The organism is Corynebacterium ciconiae DSM 44920, from assembly GCF_030440575.1.
Taxonomy (GTDB): domain Bacteria; phylum Actinomycetota; class Actinomycetes; order Mycobacteriales; family Mycobacteriaceae; genus Corynebacterium; species Corynebacterium ciconiae.
Window position 1 is genome coordinate 2,521,453 of sequence record NZ_CP047189.1, and the last position, 18,061, is coordinate 2,539,513.

Annotated in this window: 18 protein-coding genes; 10 read left to right on the forward strand and 8 right to left on the reverse strand. The window is 62.2% G+C overall.

Annotated elements, in window-relative coordinates; genetic code table 11:
• Positions 1–39: 39 nt before the first annotated feature.
• The 3 genes from CCICO_RS11080 (at position 40) to CCICO_RS11090 (ending at position 3,659) form a co-directional block, all read left to right on the forward strand.
• Complete coding sequence (locus CCICO_RS11080) at positions 40–246, forward strand: heavy-metal-associated domain-containing protein (RefSeq protein ID WP_018018336.1); 207 nt, start codon at positions 40–42, stop codon at positions 244–246.
• A 111-nt stretch (positions 247–357) separates the two neighbouring features.
• Entirely contained in the window at positions 358–2,664 is a 2,307-nt protein-coding gene (locus CCICO_RS11085) for a heavy metal translocating P-type ATPase (RefSeq protein ID WP_051067206.1), read from the forward strand.
• Positions 2,665–2,870: 206 nt separating this feature from the next.
• On the forward strand, positions 2,871–3,659 hold the full coding sequence (locus CCICO_RS11090; protein WP_018018338.1) for a FadR/GntR family transcriptional regulator: 789 nt from the start codon (positions 2,871–2,873) through the stop codon (positions 3,657–3,659).
• Positions 3,660–3,685: 26 nt separating this feature from the next.
• On the opposite strand, the gene dnaB is transcribed toward CCICO_RS11090, so the two are convergent.
• From dnaB to rpsF, 4 genes are all read right to left on the reverse strand, one after another.
• The gene (gene dnaB / locus CCICO_RS11095) at positions 3,686–5,344 is read right to left on the reverse strand and encodes a replicative DNA helicase (protein ID WP_018018339.1); all 1,659 of its coding nucleotides are present in this window, start codon (positions 5,342–5,344) and stop codon (positions 3,686–3,688) included.
• Positions 5,345–6,030: 686 nt separating this feature from the next.
• Positions 6,031–6,483: a 50S ribosomal protein L9 gene (gene rplI, locus CCICO_RS11100; RefSeq protein WP_018018340.1), complete on the reverse strand. Its 453-nt coding sequence runs from the start codon at positions 6,481–6,483 to the stop codon at positions 6,031–6,033.
• Positions 6,484–6,576: 93 nt separating this feature from the next.
• On the reverse strand, positions 6,577–7,173 hold the full coding sequence (locus tag CCICO_RS11105; RefSeq protein WP_018018341.1) for a single-stranded DNA-binding protein: 597 nt from the start codon (positions 7,171–7,173) through the stop codon (positions 6,577–6,579).
• A 54-nt stretch (positions 7,174–7,227) separates the two neighbouring features.
• Positions 7,228–7,515, reverse strand: coding sequence for a 30S ribosomal protein S6 (gene rpsF, locus CCICO_RS11110; protein ID WP_026161212.1), 288 nt, complete (start codon positions 7,513–7,515; stop codon positions 7,228–7,230).
• A gap of 214 nt (positions 7,516–7,729) precedes the next feature.
• Between rpsF and CCICO_RS11115 the strand changes: the two genes are divergently transcribed.
• Entirely contained in the window at positions 7,730–9,088 is a 1,359-nt protein-coding gene (locus tag CCICO_RS11115) for a GntP family transporter (RefSeq protein ID WP_018018343.1), read from the forward strand.
• 15 nt (positions 9,089–9,103) lie between these two features.
• Here CCICO_RS11115 and CCICO_RS11120 read toward each other — a convergent pair whose 3' ends face one another.
• From CCICO_RS11120 to CCICO_RS11130, 3 genes are all read right to left on the reverse strand, one after another.
• Entirely contained in the window at positions 9,104–9,316 is a 213-nt protein-coding gene (locus CCICO_RS11120) for a hypothetical protein (RefSeq protein ID WP_018018344.1), read from the reverse strand.
• Positions 9,317–9,414: 98 nt separating this feature from the next.
• Positions 9,415–11,541, reverse strand: coding sequence for a transglycosylase domain-containing protein (locus tag CCICO_RS11125; RefSeq protein ID WP_018018345.1), 2,127 nt, complete (start codon positions 11,539–11,541; stop codon positions 9,415–9,417).
• A gap of 87 nt (positions 11,542–11,628) precedes the next feature.
• Positions 11,629–12,003 (reverse strand): DUF5318 family protein, encoded by a 375-nt coding sequence (locus CCICO_RS11130; protein WP_018018346.1) that lies wholly within the window; start codon positions 12,001–12,003, stop codon positions 11,629–11,631.
• A 276-nt stretch (positions 12,004–12,279) separates the two neighbouring features.
• Between CCICO_RS11130 and CCICO_RS11135 the strand changes: the two genes are divergently transcribed.
• From CCICO_RS11135 to CCICO_RS11155, 5 genes are all read left to right on the forward strand, one after another.
• Entirely contained in the window at positions 12,280–13,368 is a 1,089-nt protein-coding gene (locus CCICO_RS11135) for an inositol-3-phosphate synthase (protein ID WP_018018347.1), read from the forward strand.
• A gap of 288 nt (positions 13,369–13,656) precedes the next feature.
• A complete protein-coding gene (locus tag CCICO_RS11140) occupies positions 13,657–14,115 on the forward strand; it encodes a MarR family winged helix-turn-helix transcriptional regulator (RefSeq protein WP_018018348.1) in 459 nt (152 codons plus the stop codon).
• Between the two features lie 191 nt (positions 14,116–14,306).
• Positions 14,307–15,227 (forward strand): universal stress protein, encoded by a 921-nt coding sequence (locus CCICO_RS11145; RefSeq protein WP_018018349.1) that lies wholly within the window; start codon positions 14,307–14,309, stop codon positions 15,225–15,227.
• A 49-nt stretch (positions 15,228–15,276) separates the two neighbouring features.
• Positions 15,277–15,957 (forward strand): SDR family oxidoreductase, encoded by a 681-nt coding sequence (locus CCICO_RS11150; RefSeq protein ID WP_018018350.1) that lies wholly within the window; start codon positions 15,277–15,279, stop codon positions 15,955–15,957.
• Positions 15,958–16,130: 173 nt separating this feature from the next.
• Positions 16,131–16,658 carry a hypothetical protein gene (locus tag CCICO_RS11155; RefSeq protein WP_018018351.1) on the forward strand — a complete coding sequence of 176 codons (528 nt, stop codon included), beginning with the start codon at positions 16,131–16,133 and terminating at the stop codon, positions 16,656–16,658.
• A 55-nt stretch (positions 16,659–16,713) separates the two neighbouring features.
• On the opposite strand, the gene trhO is transcribed toward CCICO_RS11155, so the two are convergent.
• On the reverse strand, positions 16,714–17,610 hold the full coding sequence (trhO, locus tag CCICO_RS11160; protein ID WP_018018352.1) for an oxygen-dependent tRNA uridine(34) hydroxylase TrhO: 897 nt from the start codon (positions 17,608–17,610) through the stop codon (positions 16,714–16,716).
• Between the two features lie 99 nt (positions 17,611–17,709).
• Here trhO and CCICO_RS11165 point away from each other — a divergent pair, with 99 nt between their 5' ends.
• On the forward strand, positions 17,710–18,060 hold the full coding sequence (locus CCICO_RS11165) for a hypothetical protein (protein WP_018018353.1): 351 nt from the start codon (positions 17,710–17,712) through the stop codon (positions 18,058–18,060).
• Position 18,061: the final 1 nt, after the last annotated feature.

Consider the following 18,061-nt stretch of genomic DNA (forward strand, 5'->3'; position numbering starts at 1 on the left):
CGCGTCGCTTGCTGATTTTTCAAGGAATTGAGTGTTGACATGGGCATGAAGAACTACAACGTTAAGGGCATGACCTGCGATCACTGCGCTAAGGCAGTGGAGCAGGAGCTGGAGTTTGTGGCTGGCACCCAGGGTGTGGACGTTGATGTCGAGCGGGGCATTGTCCGCGTTACCGGCCAGGGCTTCACCGATGACGCCGTGACTGCCGCCATCGAAGAAGCCGGCTACGAGGTTGTAGAGGATTAGCCCAGACACCACTCATCTCATGGAGGTGAGTGGTCTTTTTCGCCACCCTCGATACCCCCTAGGGGTATAGGTGTACGATGGGGCAGCGTGAGAGTAACGAAGGAGGACACCATGCCAGACAGCAGCATAAAAGAGCAGGTCGAGCTAGGAGTTACGGGCATGACCTGCACCTCGTGCTCCTCGCGGGTAGAGCGCAAGCTGAACAAGCTCGAGGGAGCAGAAGCGACGGTGAATTTCGCCACTGAGACCGCGCGTATCACTTTCGACCCCGCCCTGCGCTCCACCTCCGACTTTCTCGATGTAGTGCGCACCACCGGCTATGACGCGTTCATTATGAGCGACGCCTCCGCTGCGCGTGACGACGCCACCTCGCCGGCCCCTTCCACCACCTCCTCGGCTCCAGACCAATCCGAGGAGCACCGCGCCCAACACGAGGCGGAGCTGAAGCAGCGAGTTATCATCTCCGCAGCGTTGGCCGTACCAGTGATGCTGCTGTCCATGGTGCCCACCCTGCAGTTTCAGAACTGGCAGTGGGCCGCGCTCACCTTGGCCGCACCGGTATATGTGTGGGGTGGCTGGCCCTTCCACCGCGCCTGCGTGCGCAACGCCCGCCACGGTGCATTCACCATGGACACGCTCATCTCGATGGGAACCACAGCGGCCTTCCTGTGGTCGCTGGTGTCCCTGTTTGCCGGCTCCGCAGGCGAGCCGGGAATGCATATGCACATGAGCCTGTCTGCACATGCCACCGCGGGCACAGACCAGATCTATTTGGAAACAGCCTCCATGGTCATCGTGTTCTTACTGCTCGGCCGATGGTGTGAGGAGCGGGCTAAGGGACGCAGTTCCCAAGCCCTCACCGAGCTGCTACATCTGGGTGCAAAGCAGGCGGCCGTGCTACGCGAGGGACGGGAGGTGCTGATCCCCAGCTCACAGGTGGCAGTCGGCGATCACTGCGTGGTCCGGCCAGGGGAGAAGATTCCCACTGACGGGCGAGTAATAGATGGTCATTCAGCAGTGGATGAATCGATGCTGACCGGCGAGTCCATGCCCATCGAGGTCGATCCCGGCTCGACCGTCACCGGCGCCACCGTTAACACCACCGGCCGCCTCATTGTGGAGGCCACACGCGTGGGCGCGGATACCACCTTGGCGCAGATTGGTCGCCTGGTTACCGACGCCCAGGCCCGCAAAGCCCCCGTGCAGCGCATCGTGGACCGCATCTCCCAGGTATTTGTGCCCGTGGTGATCGGCATCGCGCTGCTCACACTCACGGCTCATCTGGTGGCGACCGATGGTTCTGTTGCCGATGCCTTCGCTGCAGCCGTGGCGGTGCTCATTATTGCCTGCCCCTGCGCCCTCGGCCTGGCCACTCCTACCGCCCTGCTGGTGGGAACGGGCCGCGGCGCCCAGCTCGGCATCTTGATTAAGGGGCCCGAGGTGCTGGAATCCAGCCGCCATGCCGACACCATTGTCTTCGACAAGACGGGCACGATCACCACCGGCGAGATGTCCGTGAGCGCCGTGCATGCGCCCGCTCGCAGCGAGGAGGAGGTGCTCGGCCTCGCCGCGGCCGTCGAGTCCGGCAGCGAGCACCCAGTGGGTCGGGCCATTCGCGCCGCCGCAGCCGAGCGTTCAATCACGGTGCCGGCCGCTAGCGATTTTCAGTCCACCCCGGGGCAGGGCGTGAGCGCCGAGGTGCAGGGGCAGCTGGTGAGTGTGGCTAAGCCTGGGCAGCAGGATCCTACCGAGGTGGTTGAGAATCTGCGCAAGACCGGAGCCACCGTGGTGGTGGTGCGTGTAGATAACGCCCCAGTGGGCGTCATTGCCGTGGCCGATGAGCCGCGGCCAGAGGCTGCCGCCGCGCTGGCCACTCTGGCAGAGATGGGGCTTAAGCCGTGGATGCTCAGTGGAGATAATGAGAAGGCCGCGCGTCACGTGGCACGCCAGGTGGGCATCGCGGAGGAAAACGTGATCGCCGAGGTTCTGCCAGAGGATAAGGTGCAGCAGATCGCTGCGCTGGCTCAGCAGGGCCGGACCGTGGCGATGGTGGGCGATGGTATCAATGACGCCGCCGCGCTAACCGAGGCGGAGCTCGGCATTGCCATGGGCGGCGGCACAGACGTGGCAATCGAGGCCGCGGATATTACGTTGATGCATGCTGATCTCCGCGCCACCGCCGATGCTTTGCGGCTATCGCGGGCCACGCTGCGGACAATCCATGGCAACCTGTTTTGGGCGTTCATCTATAACGTGGTGCTGATTCCTGTGGCCGCGCTTGGTCTGCTCAATCCGATGTTGGCGGGCCTAGCGATGAGCCTGTCGAGCGTGTTTGTGGTGACAAACTCCCTGCGCTTGCGTCGTTTCCGCTCGGGTTTCCTGAACCGCAAGGCTGCGGGATCCACCTCGGAAGGATAGGTCATCCTACCCCCACGGTTCCCCCTGTGGACATATCACTAACTCTGGGCGGCCAACACTTTGTACACTGTTCGACAACCAAGAAACTGCACCGGAGTTCCTCATCAACCATGTCACCGGCGTTTTATGTGGTCGGGTGTCACATCACCCGACCGCCGAGACAGTGTGCTGTAGTGAGACTTCCGCGACGAGAATGAGGATCCACAGTGACTACTGAGAACGCCTACACCGGCCGCATGGGCCACCAGCCGCATACCCGTTCTGGGCAGCTCGTTCAGGAGATCGCCCACTATATTCTCAGCTCGGGGCTGGTCAATGGCGATCCCATCCCACCGGAGCCGGAGCTTCAGCGCATCCTCGGCTGCTCCCGTAACTCCATCCGTGAAGCCATCAAGGTGATGGAAGCCGTCGGAATGGTGGAAGTACGTCGCGGCACGGGCACCTTCGTGGCGGGCAACCCGCTCGCCCCGCTCACCCCGGCCTTGATGTTCCAGGGCATGCTGTCGCTCAACTCGGGCGGCACCGAGGCCAAGGACATCATCACTCTGCGCCGCGGCCTCGAGGTGGCGTTTCTGCCCATCGTGATGAAGGAACTCTCCGAGGATGCAGAGACCAAGCAGGCGCTCATCGCGCAGCTGCAGGAGACCGTAGATCATATGGCTGAGGCTGAGCGCGCCGGCGCCTCTACCGTGGATCTGGATTATCGCTTCCACAATCAGCTCTTCGCTCCGCTGCGTTCGTGCACGCTGAAGCAGCTTAACGACGCCATCTTGAACGTCTACTTCTCCCTGTTGGAGGCGGTAGCCGAACGCTTCGGCGAGCACCCCGTCTTCGAACCCGATCCCTCAAGCCAGCCGCTGGCCACCGCCCACCAAGGCATCGTGGACGCTATCGCCGAGGGTAATGGCGACGAGGCCGTGGAGCGGCTGGTGAATCACTATCAGCCGCTCTCCGAGGCCATCGATAGCGTGATCGCCGCCCGCGAGGAAAGCTAAACCCGCAGCGCGGTACCCGCCGCACTCTAGGCGCGCGCCAGGTCCTTGAAGCGCGAGTAGTGCAGCTGGTGGGCCACTTCCACGGTGCCGATCGGGCCGCCGCGATGCTTGGCCAAAATGATGTCAGCCTCGCCAGCGCGGACATCCTCTAGGTCCTGGGAGTCCGGACGGTACAGCAGCATCACCATGTCTGCATCTTGCTCCAGCGAGCCGGACTCACGCAGATCCGCAAGCTGGGGGCGCTTGTCTGTGCGCGACTCGGGGCCACGGTTGAGCTGTGCCACCGCCACCAAAGGAACTTCGAGTTCCTTGGCGAGCAGCTTGAGCTGACGGGAGAACTCGGAAACCTCCTGCTGGCGGGACTCCACTTTCTTGCCCGAGCTCATGAGCTGCAAATAGTCCACCACGATCAACTGCAGATCGTGCTTGTCTTTAAGCTGCCGGGCCTTGGAGCGGATCTCCATCATTGTCAGGTTTGGGGAGTCGTCAATAAACAGCGGCGCCTCGCTCAACTCCCCAGCACGCTGCGCGATACGTGCCCAGTCATCATCCGACATGGTGCCGGAGCGCATATCGGACAGCTTCACCTCTGCCTCCGCAGAGAGCAGACGCATGACGATCTCCGATTTAGACATCTCGAGTGAGAACAACACAGAGGCCATGTTGTGCTTGATCGAGCAGGAGCGCATGAAGTCGAGCGCAATGGTGGACTTACCCACACCGGGGCGGGCCGCCACGATGATCATCTGTCCGCCGTGCAGGCCGTTGGTGATGCGGTCGAGATCAATAAACCCAGTGGGCACACCAGTAGACAGGCCGCCATTTTGCGCGATCTCATCCAGCTCGTCCATCACCGGCTGCAGCAGATCATCCAGCACCGCGTAGTCCGTCACGGTCTTTTTCTGGGCAATCTGGAAGACCTCTTGCTGGGCGAGGTCGATCATCACCTCGATCTCGGTGTCCCCGGCCGCCTCATAGCCCAGCTGCACGATGCGCGTGCCTGCGGAGACCAGCCGGCGCAGCACTGCCTTCTCAGAGACGATCTCAGCGTAGTAGGGCGCATTGGCAGGGGTGGGAACAACCTCTGCGAGGGTGACGAGATAGGAAGGCCCTCCGGCCCGTTCTAGATCACCATGACGCTGCAGGCGATCGCGGACAATGAAGGTGTCAATCTGTTTATTGTCCGCGTAGAGATCCAGAATGGCACGGTAGATCAGCTGGTGCTGCGGTGCGTAGAAGTCCTCAGGATTGAGTTCCTCGACAATGTCTGTAACCACCGTGGGGGCAATGAGCATCGCCCCCAGCACGCCCTGCTCGGCCTCACGATCGTGGGGCAGCTGACGGGCGTAATCCCGCGGTGTGGAGTCATCGCCGCGGCCGCGGCCGCCGCTGCGCTGAGGAGCAAAACGCCCATGGTTCGGACCGGCGTGATTGTAGCTTGGGGCGCCATCATCGAAGCTGCTGGGAGCGAACTCGGGGGCTGGGGGGAAATCATCGATCGGCTCGGAGGGAAATCCCTCCGGAAGATCGGTGCTGGGGGAGTAGCCCGTGTCGTGTGCCGCGCCGCCGTCCTCGGGATCGGGCGGGAAGGCGTTTTCGTCAAAGTTCGCGGTACCTGCCACGTCGTTCAGCTCCTTTACGTTTCGCTGATCGTCCAGCCATGCCTCAGGCCTCGAGAAGGCCATACGAGGCTTCGATTCTATCCGCCACCCTTCCGCGGGCGGCTGATGAGCCGCTCATAACCACCTAGTGGGGGTAGGCCGCGCCATTACATTCCCGCACGCCACGGCCGTGCTAGCCCGGCCCACCAGCGGCTGTGGATAACTCACCTTGCCAGCCCCTTGGGGGAGACATTGTTCACAGCTCAGCGAAGAGTTATGCACAGGCAACTGTGTATAACTCTGTGTACGGGAGGTGGATAGAGCATAAAACTCCTGCTCATCTCTTGCTCAGCCGCCGTTTACCTGCGGTTTTATTAAATATTTGCAGTTCAGGGCGGGTTTTTAGCCCACCACAGCCCGAAAAGTAGCCATCATGGACATCATCAACCCCACTCAGCACCCCCGCCTCAGCGGGCCACACGGCGTCGGATAGCAGCGGTTATACACCGAATCTGGTCCACTTATGCACAGCATCCCCCAGCTTGTACACAGCCCCGGCTGGGGATTGTGCATAACCTGTGCGAGGCAATCCACATCAGGACTCGTGCTACGCCAGCGTGCGGTGCTACTGGGCTGCACTCGCGCGGCTGGAGATACACCACGGGCCCCTGGCGGGGAACTCGTCCCCACCAGAGGCCCTGGTGCGCTGTTGTCGTTGGGGTCGGGATACGGCGTTGATGCCGCTCGACCCGCCGTCTAGTTCGCGTAGATTACGCGGCGACGACCTTGAAGTTCACCTTTGCACTGATGTCATCGTGCAGCTGAGCAATCACCTGGTAGCCGCCGGTGCTCTTGACGAGACCCTTCGGCACGCTGATGGTCTGCTTTTCGATCTTGGGGCCGCCTGCGGCCTCGATCGCCTTGACGATGTCGCCAGCCTGGACAGAGCCGAAAAGCTTGCCCTTGCTGGAGGTACGCATGGTCACAGTGATGTTGTCAAGAGCCTCGATCTGCTCCTTGACCTCGCGTGCGTGATCCAGGCTCTGGATCTGGCGCTGGGCGCGCACACGCTTGATGTCTTCGATCTGCTTCTCTGCACCGCGGGTTGCCACAATGGCCATACCGCGGGGAAGCAGGTAGTTACGTCCGTAGCCGTCCTTCACCTCGACGATGTCACCGGGGACACCGAGGTTCTCTACGGCAGCCGTAAGGATCAGCTTCATGATCCCTGCCTTTCGCTTATGAAAAGAATGAAAAGTGGTTGAGTATTCGCGCTACGTCCCTCCGCCCCGTTAGGAATGTAAGGGACTGGCCGATCAGAACGGCGGGTCGTCATCATCACCCTGGAATCCGCCCGCTGGGGGTGCGGAATTCCACGGGTCATCATTGCGGACGTCGTTCTGCGGCTGTTGCTGGTAGCCACCGAAACCACCCTGGCTTTGGCCGCGGTTTCCACCGCCTTGTCCGCCACCGAATCCGCCCTGGCCTCCGCCAGAGTTACCGGATCCGAAACCGCCACCTTGGCCACCTTGACCGCCCTGGCCGCGCTGCACGCGGTTGACGGACGCCGTGGCGTACTTGAGCGAGGGGCCCACCTCATCGACTTCAACCTCGAAGACGGTGCGGCGCTCACCCTCGCGGGTGTCGTAGCTGCGCTGACGGAGCCGACCATTGACGATCACACGCATACCTTTGCTCAGCGACTCAGCGACGTTTTCCGCCGCCTGGCGCCACACGTTGCACTGCAGGAACAGTGCCTCGCCGTCCTCCCACTGCCCGGTTTGCGAGTTATAGCGTCGCGGGGTGGAGGCCACTCGGAAGTTAGCCACTGCGGCACCCGAGGGGGTGAAGCGCAGTTCAGGATCGGCAACGAGGTTGCCAACAATCGTGATAGGGGTATCGCCTTGTGCCATGGTCTCAGGACTCCTTAGGAGCTCGTTGGTTGGTGTTACTACCAGTGTTCCTGATTAGCGATCGGTGCGCAGCACCTTGGTGCGCAGAACGGTGTCGCTGAGGTTCAGCTTGCGGTCGAGCTCGACGACAGTCTCCGACTCACAGGTGAGGTTAAGGACCACGTAGATGCCCTCTTCCTTCTTGTTGATCGGATAAGCCAGACGACGCTTCGGGCGAATGTCCACCTTGTCAACGGTGCCGTTTTCCTTGCGAACGATGTCAAGGAACTTATCTAGGGACGGGGCTACGGTGCGTTCATCCTGCGAAGGATCGAGAATGATCATGAGTTCGTATTGACGCACGGACCTCATCACCTCCTATGGTCTAGTAATTGTGGTTCGGCCGCGCCCATCGTGGACGTGGCAGGAGGGTCGTTGCGTCAAGCAACCTTTTCAAGGTACACCATCTACCTGCTCTCTTTCAATCGGGCTGCCCTCCGCGCCGATAGCTTATCGACGCCCACCCGCTGCCCACTTACCCCTTCCGCGCAGCGCTCAGCCGTGGGAAACTTTAACGATGACAGGTCTCCCTCTTCTTCTCATCGGTGTGGCAGGCGTGATCCTGCTGCTGCTTTTGGTCATATACGCCCGCATGCCCGCCTTCATCGCTTTGTTGGTGGTATCGGTGGTCACTGGACTTGGCGCCGGAATTCCCCTCAGTGATCTCATGGAGGTCATCACCACTGGGGTAGGCAACACACTGTCCTCGGTGTTGTTGGTAGTGGGGCTCGGCGCAGTGCTGGGGCGCATCATTGAGCTCTCCGGCGGTGCGGACGCACTCGCTTCCTATTTCACCCGCCTGCTCGGGCCCACTCGAGTGGTGGCGGCCGTGTGCGCTGCCGGATTCATCCTGGGGATCCCTGTGTTCTTTGATGTCGGCTACATCATTCTGGCCCCCATCATTTTCGGATTCGCCCGCACCAGCAAGCTCACCCCCGTCACCCTCGGCATCCCGCTGGCGGGAGTGCTGATGGTGGTGCATGTCATCATGCCACCCCATCCAGGCCCCGTGGCGGTGGCTGGGATTCTCGAGGTGGATGCCGGCGTGCTCAGCTCTTTCGGGTTGCTCATCAGTATCGTGGCGGCCCTTGTAGGTTTTGTCATCACCCGCCGGCTCCCCTTAGACCGAGTGCGCACTACCGCCACCGGTCTTGCCGGCGATCACGCCGATACGCTAGCCCAGCGCGAGGAGCAACAGCCCGCTATCTCTCCATGGTTGGTGATTCTGCTGATTGTGCTGCCGCTGGTGCAGATCATGGTGGGCACCACGGGCGCGATGTTGGCTGCGGAGGATTCCACCCTGCACGCGGTGGTGGGCTTCGTGGGTAACCCTGCGATCGCTTTGCTGGTGGCTGTACTCTTGGCGGCCTTTCTTGTCGGCCGCTCTCAAGGATGGTCCTGGGAGAAGCGAGCCGCGATCATGGATGGCGCCCTACCTCTCGTGGCAGTGATCATTTTTGTCACCGGCGCTGGCGGGGCATTCGCCCGCGTGTTGGTGGAGTCGGGAATCGGCCAAGTGCTTTCTGATCAGCTGGTGGCGTGGCATCTGCCGCTGCTGATGACCGCCTATCTGGTAGCGCTGGCGATCCGCGTCTCCCAAGGCTCGGCCACGGTGGCGATGCTCACCACCGCTGGCATTATCGCCGATCCGGTGGCGGCCGCGGGGCTCGACCCGCTGGCGGCCACCGTGGTGGTGTGCGCGATCGGTTGTGGCGCTCTCGCCGCCTCCCATATCAATGACTCTGCTTTTTGGATCGTCACCCGCTACCTCGGGCTCGAGGTGAAGGAGGGGCTCGCCACGTGGACCGTGGTATCCACGCTGTTCTCCTTGGCTGGCTTCGCGGTGTGCGCCGCCCTCTGGCCACTAGTGGGCTAGGGCGGCGGGGCCGTCTTAGTTCAGTGCGGCATCGCCGGCGAAGCCAGTGGCCATGAACACCGCAAAGATAAGCGGAATGAGCAGAACGAAGAAGAAGGCGGCGACGATCCAGGAGATCACCGCCTTGGTGCTCTTGCCATAGGACTTGGCCGCGTAGCCGCCGCCAAAGCAGCAAGCGCCAATGAACACGCTCGCCATCGTGAGGATCATGATGGTGGTGGAACTCATGGCTCTCAGCTTAGCCGCCAGACGCAGCAATCCCCGCTCCCAGGTGCAGCGGGGCTGCGGAAGGGGGAGCGGGGATCGTGGCGTCGATAAGCCTCGTGCTAGCCGGGCAGGAGATCACCCAAGTTCGGAAGCGCGGGCTGTGCCGGTTGTTCCGGCTGCTCTGGGGGAGCGGGGGCCGGTAGCGGCACGTCCGGAATCTCCGGCAGTTCCGGCTCGGCGGGCTCCTCCGGCTGCTCCGTCTCGGAGGTGGTGGTCTCCTGCTGGGTGGTGGTCTGTGCCGGGGCCGCCGGGGCAGCGGGAGCCACATAGCCCAGGTTGGAGTTCGGGGTATTGAAGGTCTCGTAGTCGGCGTTAGCAAGGGCGGAATCCATGGCGGACTTCCAGATATCGCTCGGCAGACCAGAGCCCCAGATCTTGCCGCCATAGGCGTTGATCAGCGGCTGGCCATCATCAGTGCCCACCCACACTGCGGTGGAGAGCTGCGGGGTGGCGCCGATCATCCAGGCGTCCTTGTTCTGGCCGGTGTCGCCCAGCTGGGCGGTACCCGTCTTCGCCGCAGACTCACGACCATTGAGCGCGTGACCGCGGGAGTAGCCGGCGATCGGCTTCATCGCCTGCATCACGGAGTTCGCTACTTCCTCCTCCACGACACGCTTGCCATCGCCCTCGTGCTCGTAGATCACTTCGCCGTCATTGGCCACGACTTTCTGCACGAAGTGTGGCTTGTTGTACACGCCCTCGTTAGCGAGAGTGGCCAAGCCAACCGCCATATCGAAGGGGCGTGACTGGTACTGGCCCAGCACCACACCCAACTGCGAGTGGCCGTTTTCTTCCTTCAGAGTGTGCGGAATCCCCGGCAGGGACTCCGCCACACCCAAGCGGTGCGCCATAGCCGCGGTGTCATCGGGGCCATTCTTCAGATCATCCTGAAGGCGAATGAAAGAGGTATTCAGCGACTGCTTCAGCGCCTGAGCGATGGTACAGGTACCGCAGCTTTGGCCCTCAGAGTTAGTCACCGTCACGTCACCGGTTTGCACCGGAGCGGAGCTGTAGTACTGGGAAAGCGGGATGCCCTGATCCAGCGCCGCAGCAAGGGCGAAGATCTTGAAGGTCGAACCAGTCTGCAGCGGGGCATTGGCATAGTCCCAACCGGCTGGGTCCTCGCCGCCATAGTAGGCCGAGACACCACCAGTCTTGGGGTTGATGGACACCACTGCGGTGCGCAGATTCTCTGGCTCGCCCTGCATGTTGTTTTCCACTGCGGACAGGGCCGCATCTTGGGCGTCGGCATCGATCGTGGTGGTCACGCGCAGACCACGGGTCTGCACATCCTGCTCACTGATACCCAGCTGATCAAGCTCGGCGAGCACCCGGTCTTTGATCAAACCATTAGCGCCGGTGGCCTCGGTGTTGGACTGCACCGTGGCGGGGTCAATCACCTCGGGGAAGCGCGCCTCAGCACGGGCCCCAGGGCTCAGCGCGCCGGTCTCGACCATGCCGTCCATCACGTAGTTCCACCGCTGCTCCGCCTCAGCACGGTTGGTCCACGGATCCAGAGTGGAGGGGCGCTGGATCGCGGCAGCCAGCAGGGCGGACTCCTCTGGGGTGAGGTCCTTGAAGTCCTTGCCAAAATAGGCTTGGGAAGCCGCAGCCACACCATAGGCATTACGGCCCAAGTAGATGGTGTTGAGATAGGACTCCAACACCTGGTCCTTCGACCACTCATTAGCCATCTTGGCGGAGTAGACCAGCTCCTTGAGCTTGCGCTCATAGGAGTGCTCATTGCCCACCACCGCGATCTTCACGTACTGCTGCGTAATGGTGGAACCACCGCCCTTGGAGCCATCACCGGTGAGCTGGCCGACGATCGCGCGCCCGAAGCCGGTAATAGAAAAGCCGGGGTTGGTATAAAACTCACGGTCCTCGGCCGCCAGGGTGGCGTCCTTCATGGACTCCGGAATCTCCGAGAGCGGCACCACCACACGGTTTCCCTCCGGCGGCACAATGCGCGCCAGCTGGGTGTCATCATCCGAGGCGTAAATCTCCGCCACCTGCTTATTCACAAGCTGGTCGGCCTTCGGAACATCCACGAGCAAATAGGCGATCATGAATGCCACGAAGGGAGCGAGGATGATCAACACCACTGCGATGAGGATCGAGCGCCAGACCCACGGATTGCGGGTCTTCTCCTCGCCCTCTTCTACGGTCACGGTGTGTTCAGTCACGATTGTTGATTCCAATCTCCATGGGTGAAACGGCGGCGTTCGGGCTGCGGACGGCCGGCGACCTGCCCAAACGAACTAACTAATCGGTTAAGCATAGCGGGTACGAGGGGAAACAACCATTGTCGCCAACAGGTGATTCCAATGACAATCGGGGCACACCTCCACGCGGTGGACGTCGAAAAGCTTGCCGGCGGAGACCAACTGAGCGATCTCTTCCTCGCTGCGGGCCGAGCCGGCCGCCCGGCCCACCTCGTCGCCATAAATCCACAGCACCTCGCGCATGTTCTCGGAGGAACACACCGGGCAGGATCGCGACGAAGGCGTGCCGTGATACTCGGCTGCCGTGCGAAGCAAGAAATCGCAATCGCAGATCTCGCCGCGCTTCACCAAGCCTTGATGATACAGACGAAGGGTGTGGCGGCGGTTCCACTCGTGACTCACGATATTGCGATATTCAACCACGCTGGCCAGTCTAGCTACCCGCCTACCTATAGCGCTGTCGATATTCCGCGCCGGCAACCTCCCACCCACTGGTGTGTCTGTAGTCACAACTGAATCGGTTTACTTGGGTTCTGTATCGATTGAGCGCGTGCATCGGGGCAAAAACGAGGGCTAGATTCTGAGGAATCACGATCGTTGCACGCCCCCACGAGTGAGGACGTGCTGGCCCGCCGCCCTCACAAGGCCCATGACTGGGAGGTGTCGCGGCGGTACAAGTTTGCTTGAAGGAGTTTGCCCATGAGCGGAGAAGTCCGCGTTGCCATCGTCGGTGTTGGTAACTGCGCCACCTCACTAATCGAAGGTGTCGAGTTTTATAAGAATGCCCGCGATACCGACGATGTCCCCGGCCTGATGCACGTGCGCTTCGGCGACTACCACGTCAAGGACGTCACCTTCGTTGCCGCCTTCGACGTAGACGCCGCCAAGGTGGGGCTAGACCTCTCCGAGGCCACCCGCGCCTCCGAGAACTGCACCATTCAGATCGCAGAGCTGCCGCATCTCGGTGTGGAAGTCCAGCGCGGGCCCACTCACGATGGGCTCGGTCGTTACTACCAGCAGACGATCACCGAGTCCGAGCAAAAGCCGGTGGATGTGGTCCAGGCACTGAAGGACGCCAAGGTAGACGTGGTGGTCAGCTACCTGCCCGTGGGCAGCGAAGAGGCCGATAAGTTCTACGCCCAGGCCGCGATCGACGCCGGCTGCGCCTTCGTCAACGCCCTGCCGGTGTTTATCGCCTCCGATCCCGAGTGGGCGGAGAAGTTCCGCAGCGCTGGGGTGCCGATCGTGGGCGATGACATCAAGTCCCAGGTGGGCGCCACCATCACCCACCGCGTGATGGCGAAGCTCTTCGAGGACCGTGGCGTGCGCCTCGAGCGCACCATGCAGCTCAATGTCGGCGGCAATATGGACTTTAGAAACATGCTCGAGCGCGAGCGCCTTGAGTCCAAGAAGATCTCCAAGACCCAGGCGGTGACCTCGAATCTCAAGACCTCACCGCTGGCCGGCAAGGTGGACGATCGCAACGTGCACATCGGACCCTCGGACTATGTGGGCTGGTTGGATGATCGCAAGTGGGCCTATGTGCGCCTCGAGGGCAAGGCCTTCGGCGAGGTGCCCTTGAACCTGGAATACAAGCTCGAGGTGTGGGATTCCCCGAACTCTGCGGGCATTATTATTGACGCCCTGCGCGCCGCGAAGATCGCCCTCGACCGCGGCATCGGCGGGCCGATCGACGCCGCCTCTTCTTATCTCATGAAGTCCCCGCCGAAGCAGCTGGGCGATGATGAAGCCCGCGCTCGCCTCGAAAGCTTCATCGCCGGCGACTAGCACCTCTACAGCTGGCGCCACATACCCGCCTTCCGACCGGCCACGGACATCGGCACGCACGTCGATGTCTGTGGCCGTTGTGCTCTCTACCCTGAGCGGGTGACCCCTGCTCGGCAGGGCCCAGGCCAGCAGGGGAGCGCTTACCGCCCCGAAGGCTACGAAAACGTAGGTTTAAGAAGTCCTACCTCTGGGGGGAGCCTACCCCCGCGCAACGCGCTCACCTGCTTAAATACTTTTCCATCTGAACAATTTTTAGGACGGTACTGTTTCCTCCCTAGAATATGGAATATGAACGCGCAACCTTCTTTTGACCTTGCCCGGAACGTGCGGCCCGCGCTGACCCAGCTGTACGTCACCTATTTCCGGCTTGCAGAGCGCTCCGACCTCACCGGCCCCCAGCTGACGATCCTGTCTCGGCTGAAGTCCGATGGAGCGGCGCGTATCAGCGAACTAGCCAAGCGAGAGGGCATCCGCATGCCCACCGCCTCCAATGCCCTGCACCAGCTTGAGTCCCGTGGCCTCGTGGAGCGTGTCCGCGACAATAACGATCGCCGTGGCGTCCGCGTGCAGCTGACCAACCAGGGAGCGATCGAACTCGATCGGGTCGGCGAGGAACGCATCGCCCAACTGGCCGACATGTTTAGCACCCTCGAGGACGAGGAAATCGCCGCCATCGAAGAGGTGGTGCCGATCATCAATCGCCTCGCCGAGCGCTACACTGCGCAAAAGCACAACGGGGAGAAGTAAAACACCCCGCGGGTGTGTCCGCCACGGTGTCGCTACCGAGCCGGCTATCGGACTACAATGCGGACACACTGGGGTGTAAGCGCCGCGCGCTCGCCCCGCGTGTCCCTGATACAAGTAGATGTCCGCCCAGATGAAAGTTGAGCGCGTGAGCCCCGCTCGGCCCCGCCGCAGCGGCTCATGCATAGACGCCTATGCCTGATTCCCGCCTCCGCGTATTAATAGCGTGGCAGCCCGACGCCGCCAATAGCGAAATTCTCGATGCCGTCGCGTGGCTGCACCGTTCTGGGCCCATCACCATCCGCGCCATCTCGGCATTCACCCGGCCATGGCCCCAAACATCACTGTCCAAACTCGGCGGCAAATACAAGAAGTGGCTGAAGAAGCAGGAAGAGGCCAGCCGCGAGGTGGTCACCGCTGCGCTGATCGACGCCGGCGTGGACAAAGAATGCTTCGATAAAAAGCTCGCCGTCTTTGCCGATGGCTCCTCCGAGCCGCACCTGCTCACCCAGGCCGCCAAGGACTTCGACGCCGACATCATCATCCTTGGCCCCGCCCAGTCCGCGCCTAAGGGCCGCTATCTCGCCGGCACCACCGCCGATGCGCTGCTCCACGCCTCGCCCTATCCGCTGGCGCTCATCCCGCGCGAGGTGAAGCTGGGCAAGCGCGGCGTCAACCGCGTGTCCTGCGCCCTCACCGAGGAGGCCGGCAGCGCCGATGTGTTCGATCACGCCGCCGAGGTAGCGGAAATCTATTCGGTACCGCTGCGCATCGTGGCCTTCGTCCCCGACCGGGTGGGCAACGCCCTGAAGTCCACCAACAGCAAGCTCGAGTCCGTGCTGGCTGATGACGCGCGCGAACACGCCTTGGCCAATCTTGATCGGGCGCGGGATAGCGTCGTCACGCATCGCCCCGAGTTGAAGGTGGAGACGGAACTGGCCACCGGCAGCGGCTGGTCCGAGGCCATGGACGCGGTGAAATGGAAGAAGTCTGATCTGCTGGTGGTGGGCTCGGAAGATAGCAACCCCATCGCTCGGGTGTTCATGGGATCGCATACCTCTGCCGTGCTCAAGCACGCGCGAGTGCCCGTGATGATCTACCCCACCACCACCTAAATCCGCCCGCCGCGAGAGGCGGGCACGACACAAAAGGAGTCAAGGAAGCATGCGCACAGCAGTCGTTACCGGCGCCAGTGGGGGAGTAGGGCGCGAGATCGCCGAGCAGCTTATCGACGCCGGCTGGTCAGTATATGCGCAGTATCGTAGCGATTCACCCAGCACGGACAAGGCCCGCGCCGCCGTCTCCCACGCCAGCTGGTTCCACCTCGACTTCAACTCCCCAGAGCCGGACCTTTCTGCCGTGCCCGAGATCCGCAGCCTCGACGCGCTCATCCACTGCGCCGGATACTGCCAGCTCAACCGCATCGAGAATGCAAGCAGCGCAGAATGGCAAGACTCCTTTAACGTCAACCTGCACGGACCGGTGGCGCTCACCAACCGACTGCTGCCTGCACTACGCGCCGCCCAAGGCACCATGGTGTATCTCAACTCGGGCGCGGGTTTTCGCGTCAAGCCTGAATGGGGTAGCTACGCGGCCTCTAAGTTCGCCGCCCGCGCTTGGTGCGACGGGCTCCGCGAGGAAGAACCAGACATCCGCGTCTCCTCTGTGCACCCTGGCCGCATCGATACCCGGATGCAGCGTGCGATCGTGGCCTATGAAGGCGGCACCTATGAACCACGTGAGTTCCTGACCGCAGAGACAGTGGCACGCTCAGTGGTGCAAGTAATCACCACTCCCATGGATGCCCACCCGGCAGAGCTGGTGCTACGCCCCCGCTCCCACTAGGCGCGCCCTTCGCCGCGGCGGCCGAAGGCGGACCCCATCTAGGGACGCGACCCAGCGAGTAGGGTGGCCAAGCGAGTAAGGAGGCCCAGCGAGTAGGGTGGCAAAGAAAGAGGCCTCGCATCCATTGGCCTGCCAGAGTCGCAAGCACAGCACGTGCGAAGGGGTGAGACACCATGCCATCCGAACCCGAAGAGCAACCACGCTCGGCGAGCGAGGACTCCGCGGACACCCCATCGGCCTATGCCAGCCAGCCCGAGGGGCACTATTTTGACCCCACGGTAGATCGAGTTACAGCACCCCGCCGCGGCGTTTCCCGCGAGGAATTCGAACGCGATCCCCTGTTGTGGTTCGAGCACAGCCGACGCTCCTCCCGCTGGGCGGTGTGTTATCTGCTGGCGGTGCCCACCCTCACCATTCTCACCGGCCTGCTGATCGCGCTGCTCTCTCGTTCTCAAGGTGGGCCGATATGCGAAGCTGGGCTCTCCACGTGGATCTGCAGCCGCGGCTATGAAATCGCCTTCTCGCTCATCCCCCTCGGGGTGGCGCTGACGGGCACCTTTGGCGCCTTCTGGATTACCTACCGGATCTGGGCGCGCTATGGGGCGTGGCGGCCCTGGTTAGCCATCATCTGGGTTCTCATCCCCGCATCCTTGGCGTGGATGACGGGCTTCGGCTGGATGTTCGTCAACGGCCACCACTAGCAGCGATGCCTCCCCGCTCGCGGCGGGACCTACTGACGTCGCTTATACCCGGCCGCTAGCGGCCACTGGCGGCCACGATCTCTGCGCAATCCTTGTCGCCGCAATGCCCCACGGAGCTGGCGCACTCGGGGCACATGAGCGTCTGCTTGCGGCAGGCCTGATTGCCGCAGTTGTGGAAGTCATTGGTCTCTGACCCGCAGTGAGCGCAGCGCCCCAATTGGGTGAATTCGCCGCCCTCAAACTCCATGTGCATGCGCCGGTCGAAGACATAGAGCGAGCCCTCCCACAGACCAGAGTTGCCGTACTTTTCCCCGTACCGAACAATGCCGCCGTCGATTTGGTAGACCTCTTCGAAGCCGCGGTTTTTCATCAGGCTCGAGAGCACCTCGCAGCGGATACCGCCGGTGCAATAGGACACCACCGGCTTGTCCTTCATCCAGTCATACTTTCCGGAGTCCAGCTCCGCGATGAAGTCGTGGGTGGTGGATACATCGGGAACCACGGCGTTTTTAAACTTGCCGATCTGGGCTTCCATAGCATTGCGGCCGTCGAAGAACACCACCTCTTCGCCACGCTCCTCCACGAGCTTGTTGACCTCCTCGGGCTTGAGGTGGACCCCGCCGCCGATCACGCCGGACTCATCCACCTTCAGCTCACCGGGGGCGCCGAAGGCAACGATCTCATCGCGCACCTTCACCGAGAGCTTCGGAAAATCCTCGGCGCCACCCTCAGACCATTTGAATTCCATGGGCTTGAAATACTCCCGGGTTTTACGGGCGTAGATCTTGCAGGCGTCCATCCGCCCGCCCACGGTGCCGTTAATTCCGTGCTCGGAGATCAGGATGCGGCCCTTCAGCCCGAGGGATTCACAGAGGTCGCGCTGCCACAGCATCACGGCCTTCGGATCGGCGATGGGCTGGAACTTGTAGTAGAGCAGGATCTTCGAGAGCATATACCGATCCTATTCCGCTGCGGCAGCGAGTTCCTAACCACCGCAGGGGGCAGCCCAGCAGGCGTTCAGCGACTTAAACGGTGTTCTAGACTGTGGGCTATGGAACCTTTCGATATCAACGCCGGCCGCTTCTACCTGCGGGCGCTGCACAACCAGACCACCCTCGATGATGGCGCCACCTTGCGCGCCATCACCCCCACCCCGCCGATCCAGTCCAATGATGATGCCGAGGATGGCTGGATGAGCAACAGCTGCTACAGCTGGGCGGTATGCGAGCAGACCTCCTCGGATCTATTGGCGTTGGTCACCTACGAACCCGCCACTGAGACCGTCACGTCCTATCCCGCGGGCGATCCGGAGACGGTATGGGATCACAACCGCGAACTCGAGCCCATCACCCTCGGCCAGGCTGCCGCTACAGGCGAAAAGGCGGTGCGGGCGCACATCTAGT

Bases quoted from the DNA above. Each gene is read 5' to 3' on its own strand.
- CCICO_RS11080 (WP_018018336.1), top strand. From the start codon at position 40: ATGGGCATGAAGAACTACAACGTTAAGGGCATGACCTGCGATCACTGC.
- CCICO_RS11085 (WP_051067206.1), top strand. From the start codon at position 358: ATGCCAGACAGCAGCATAAAAGAGCAGGTCGAGCTAGGAGTTACGGGC.
- dnaB (WP_018018339.1), bottom strand. From the start codon at position 5,344: ATGGCCTTCTCGAGGCCTGAGGCATGGCTGGACGATCAGCGAAACGTA.
- rplI (WP_018018340.1), bottom strand. From the start codon at position 6,483: ATGAAGCTGATCCTTACGGCTGCCGTAGAGAACCTCGGTGTCCCCGGT.
- CCICO_RS11105 (WP_018018341.1), bottom strand. From the start codon at position 7,173: ATGGCACAAGGCGATACCCCTATCACGATTGTTGGCAACCTCGTTGCC.
- CCICO_RS11115 (WP_018018343.1), top strand. From the start codon at position 7,730: ATGACAGGTCTCCCTCTTCTTCTCATCGGTGTGGCAGGCGTGATCCTG.
- CCICO_RS11120 (WP_018018344.1), bottom strand. From the start codon at position 9,316: ATGAGTTCCACCACCATCATGATCCTCACGATGGCGAGCGTGTTCATT.
- CCICO_RS11135 (WP_018018347.1), top strand. From the start codon at position 12,280: ATGAGCGGAGAAGTCCGCGTTGCCATCGTCGGTGTTGGTAACTGCGCC.
- CCICO_RS11140 (WP_018018348.1), top strand. From the start codon at position 13,657: ATGAACGCGCAACCTTCTTTTGACCTTGCCCGGAACGTGCGGCCCGCG.
- CCICO_RS11145 (WP_018018349.1), top strand. From the start codon at position 14,307: ATGCCTGATTCCCGCCTCCGCGTATTAATAGCGTGGCAGCCCGACGCC.
- CCICO_RS11150 (WP_018018350.1), top strand. From the start codon at position 15,277: ATGCGCACAGCAGTCGTTACCGGCGCCAGTGGGGGAGTAGGGCGCGAG.
- CCICO_RS11155 (WP_018018351.1), top strand. From the start codon at position 16,131: ATGCCATCCGAACCCGAAGAGCAACCACGCTCGGCGAGCGAGGACTCC.
- trhO (WP_018018352.1), bottom strand. From the start codon at position 17,610: ATGCTCTCGAAGATCCTGCTCTACTACAAGTTCCAGCCCATCGCCGAT.
- CCICO_RS11165 (WP_018018353.1), top strand. From the start codon at position 17,710: ATGGAACCTTTCGATATCAACGCCGGCCGCTTCTACCTGCGGGCGCTG.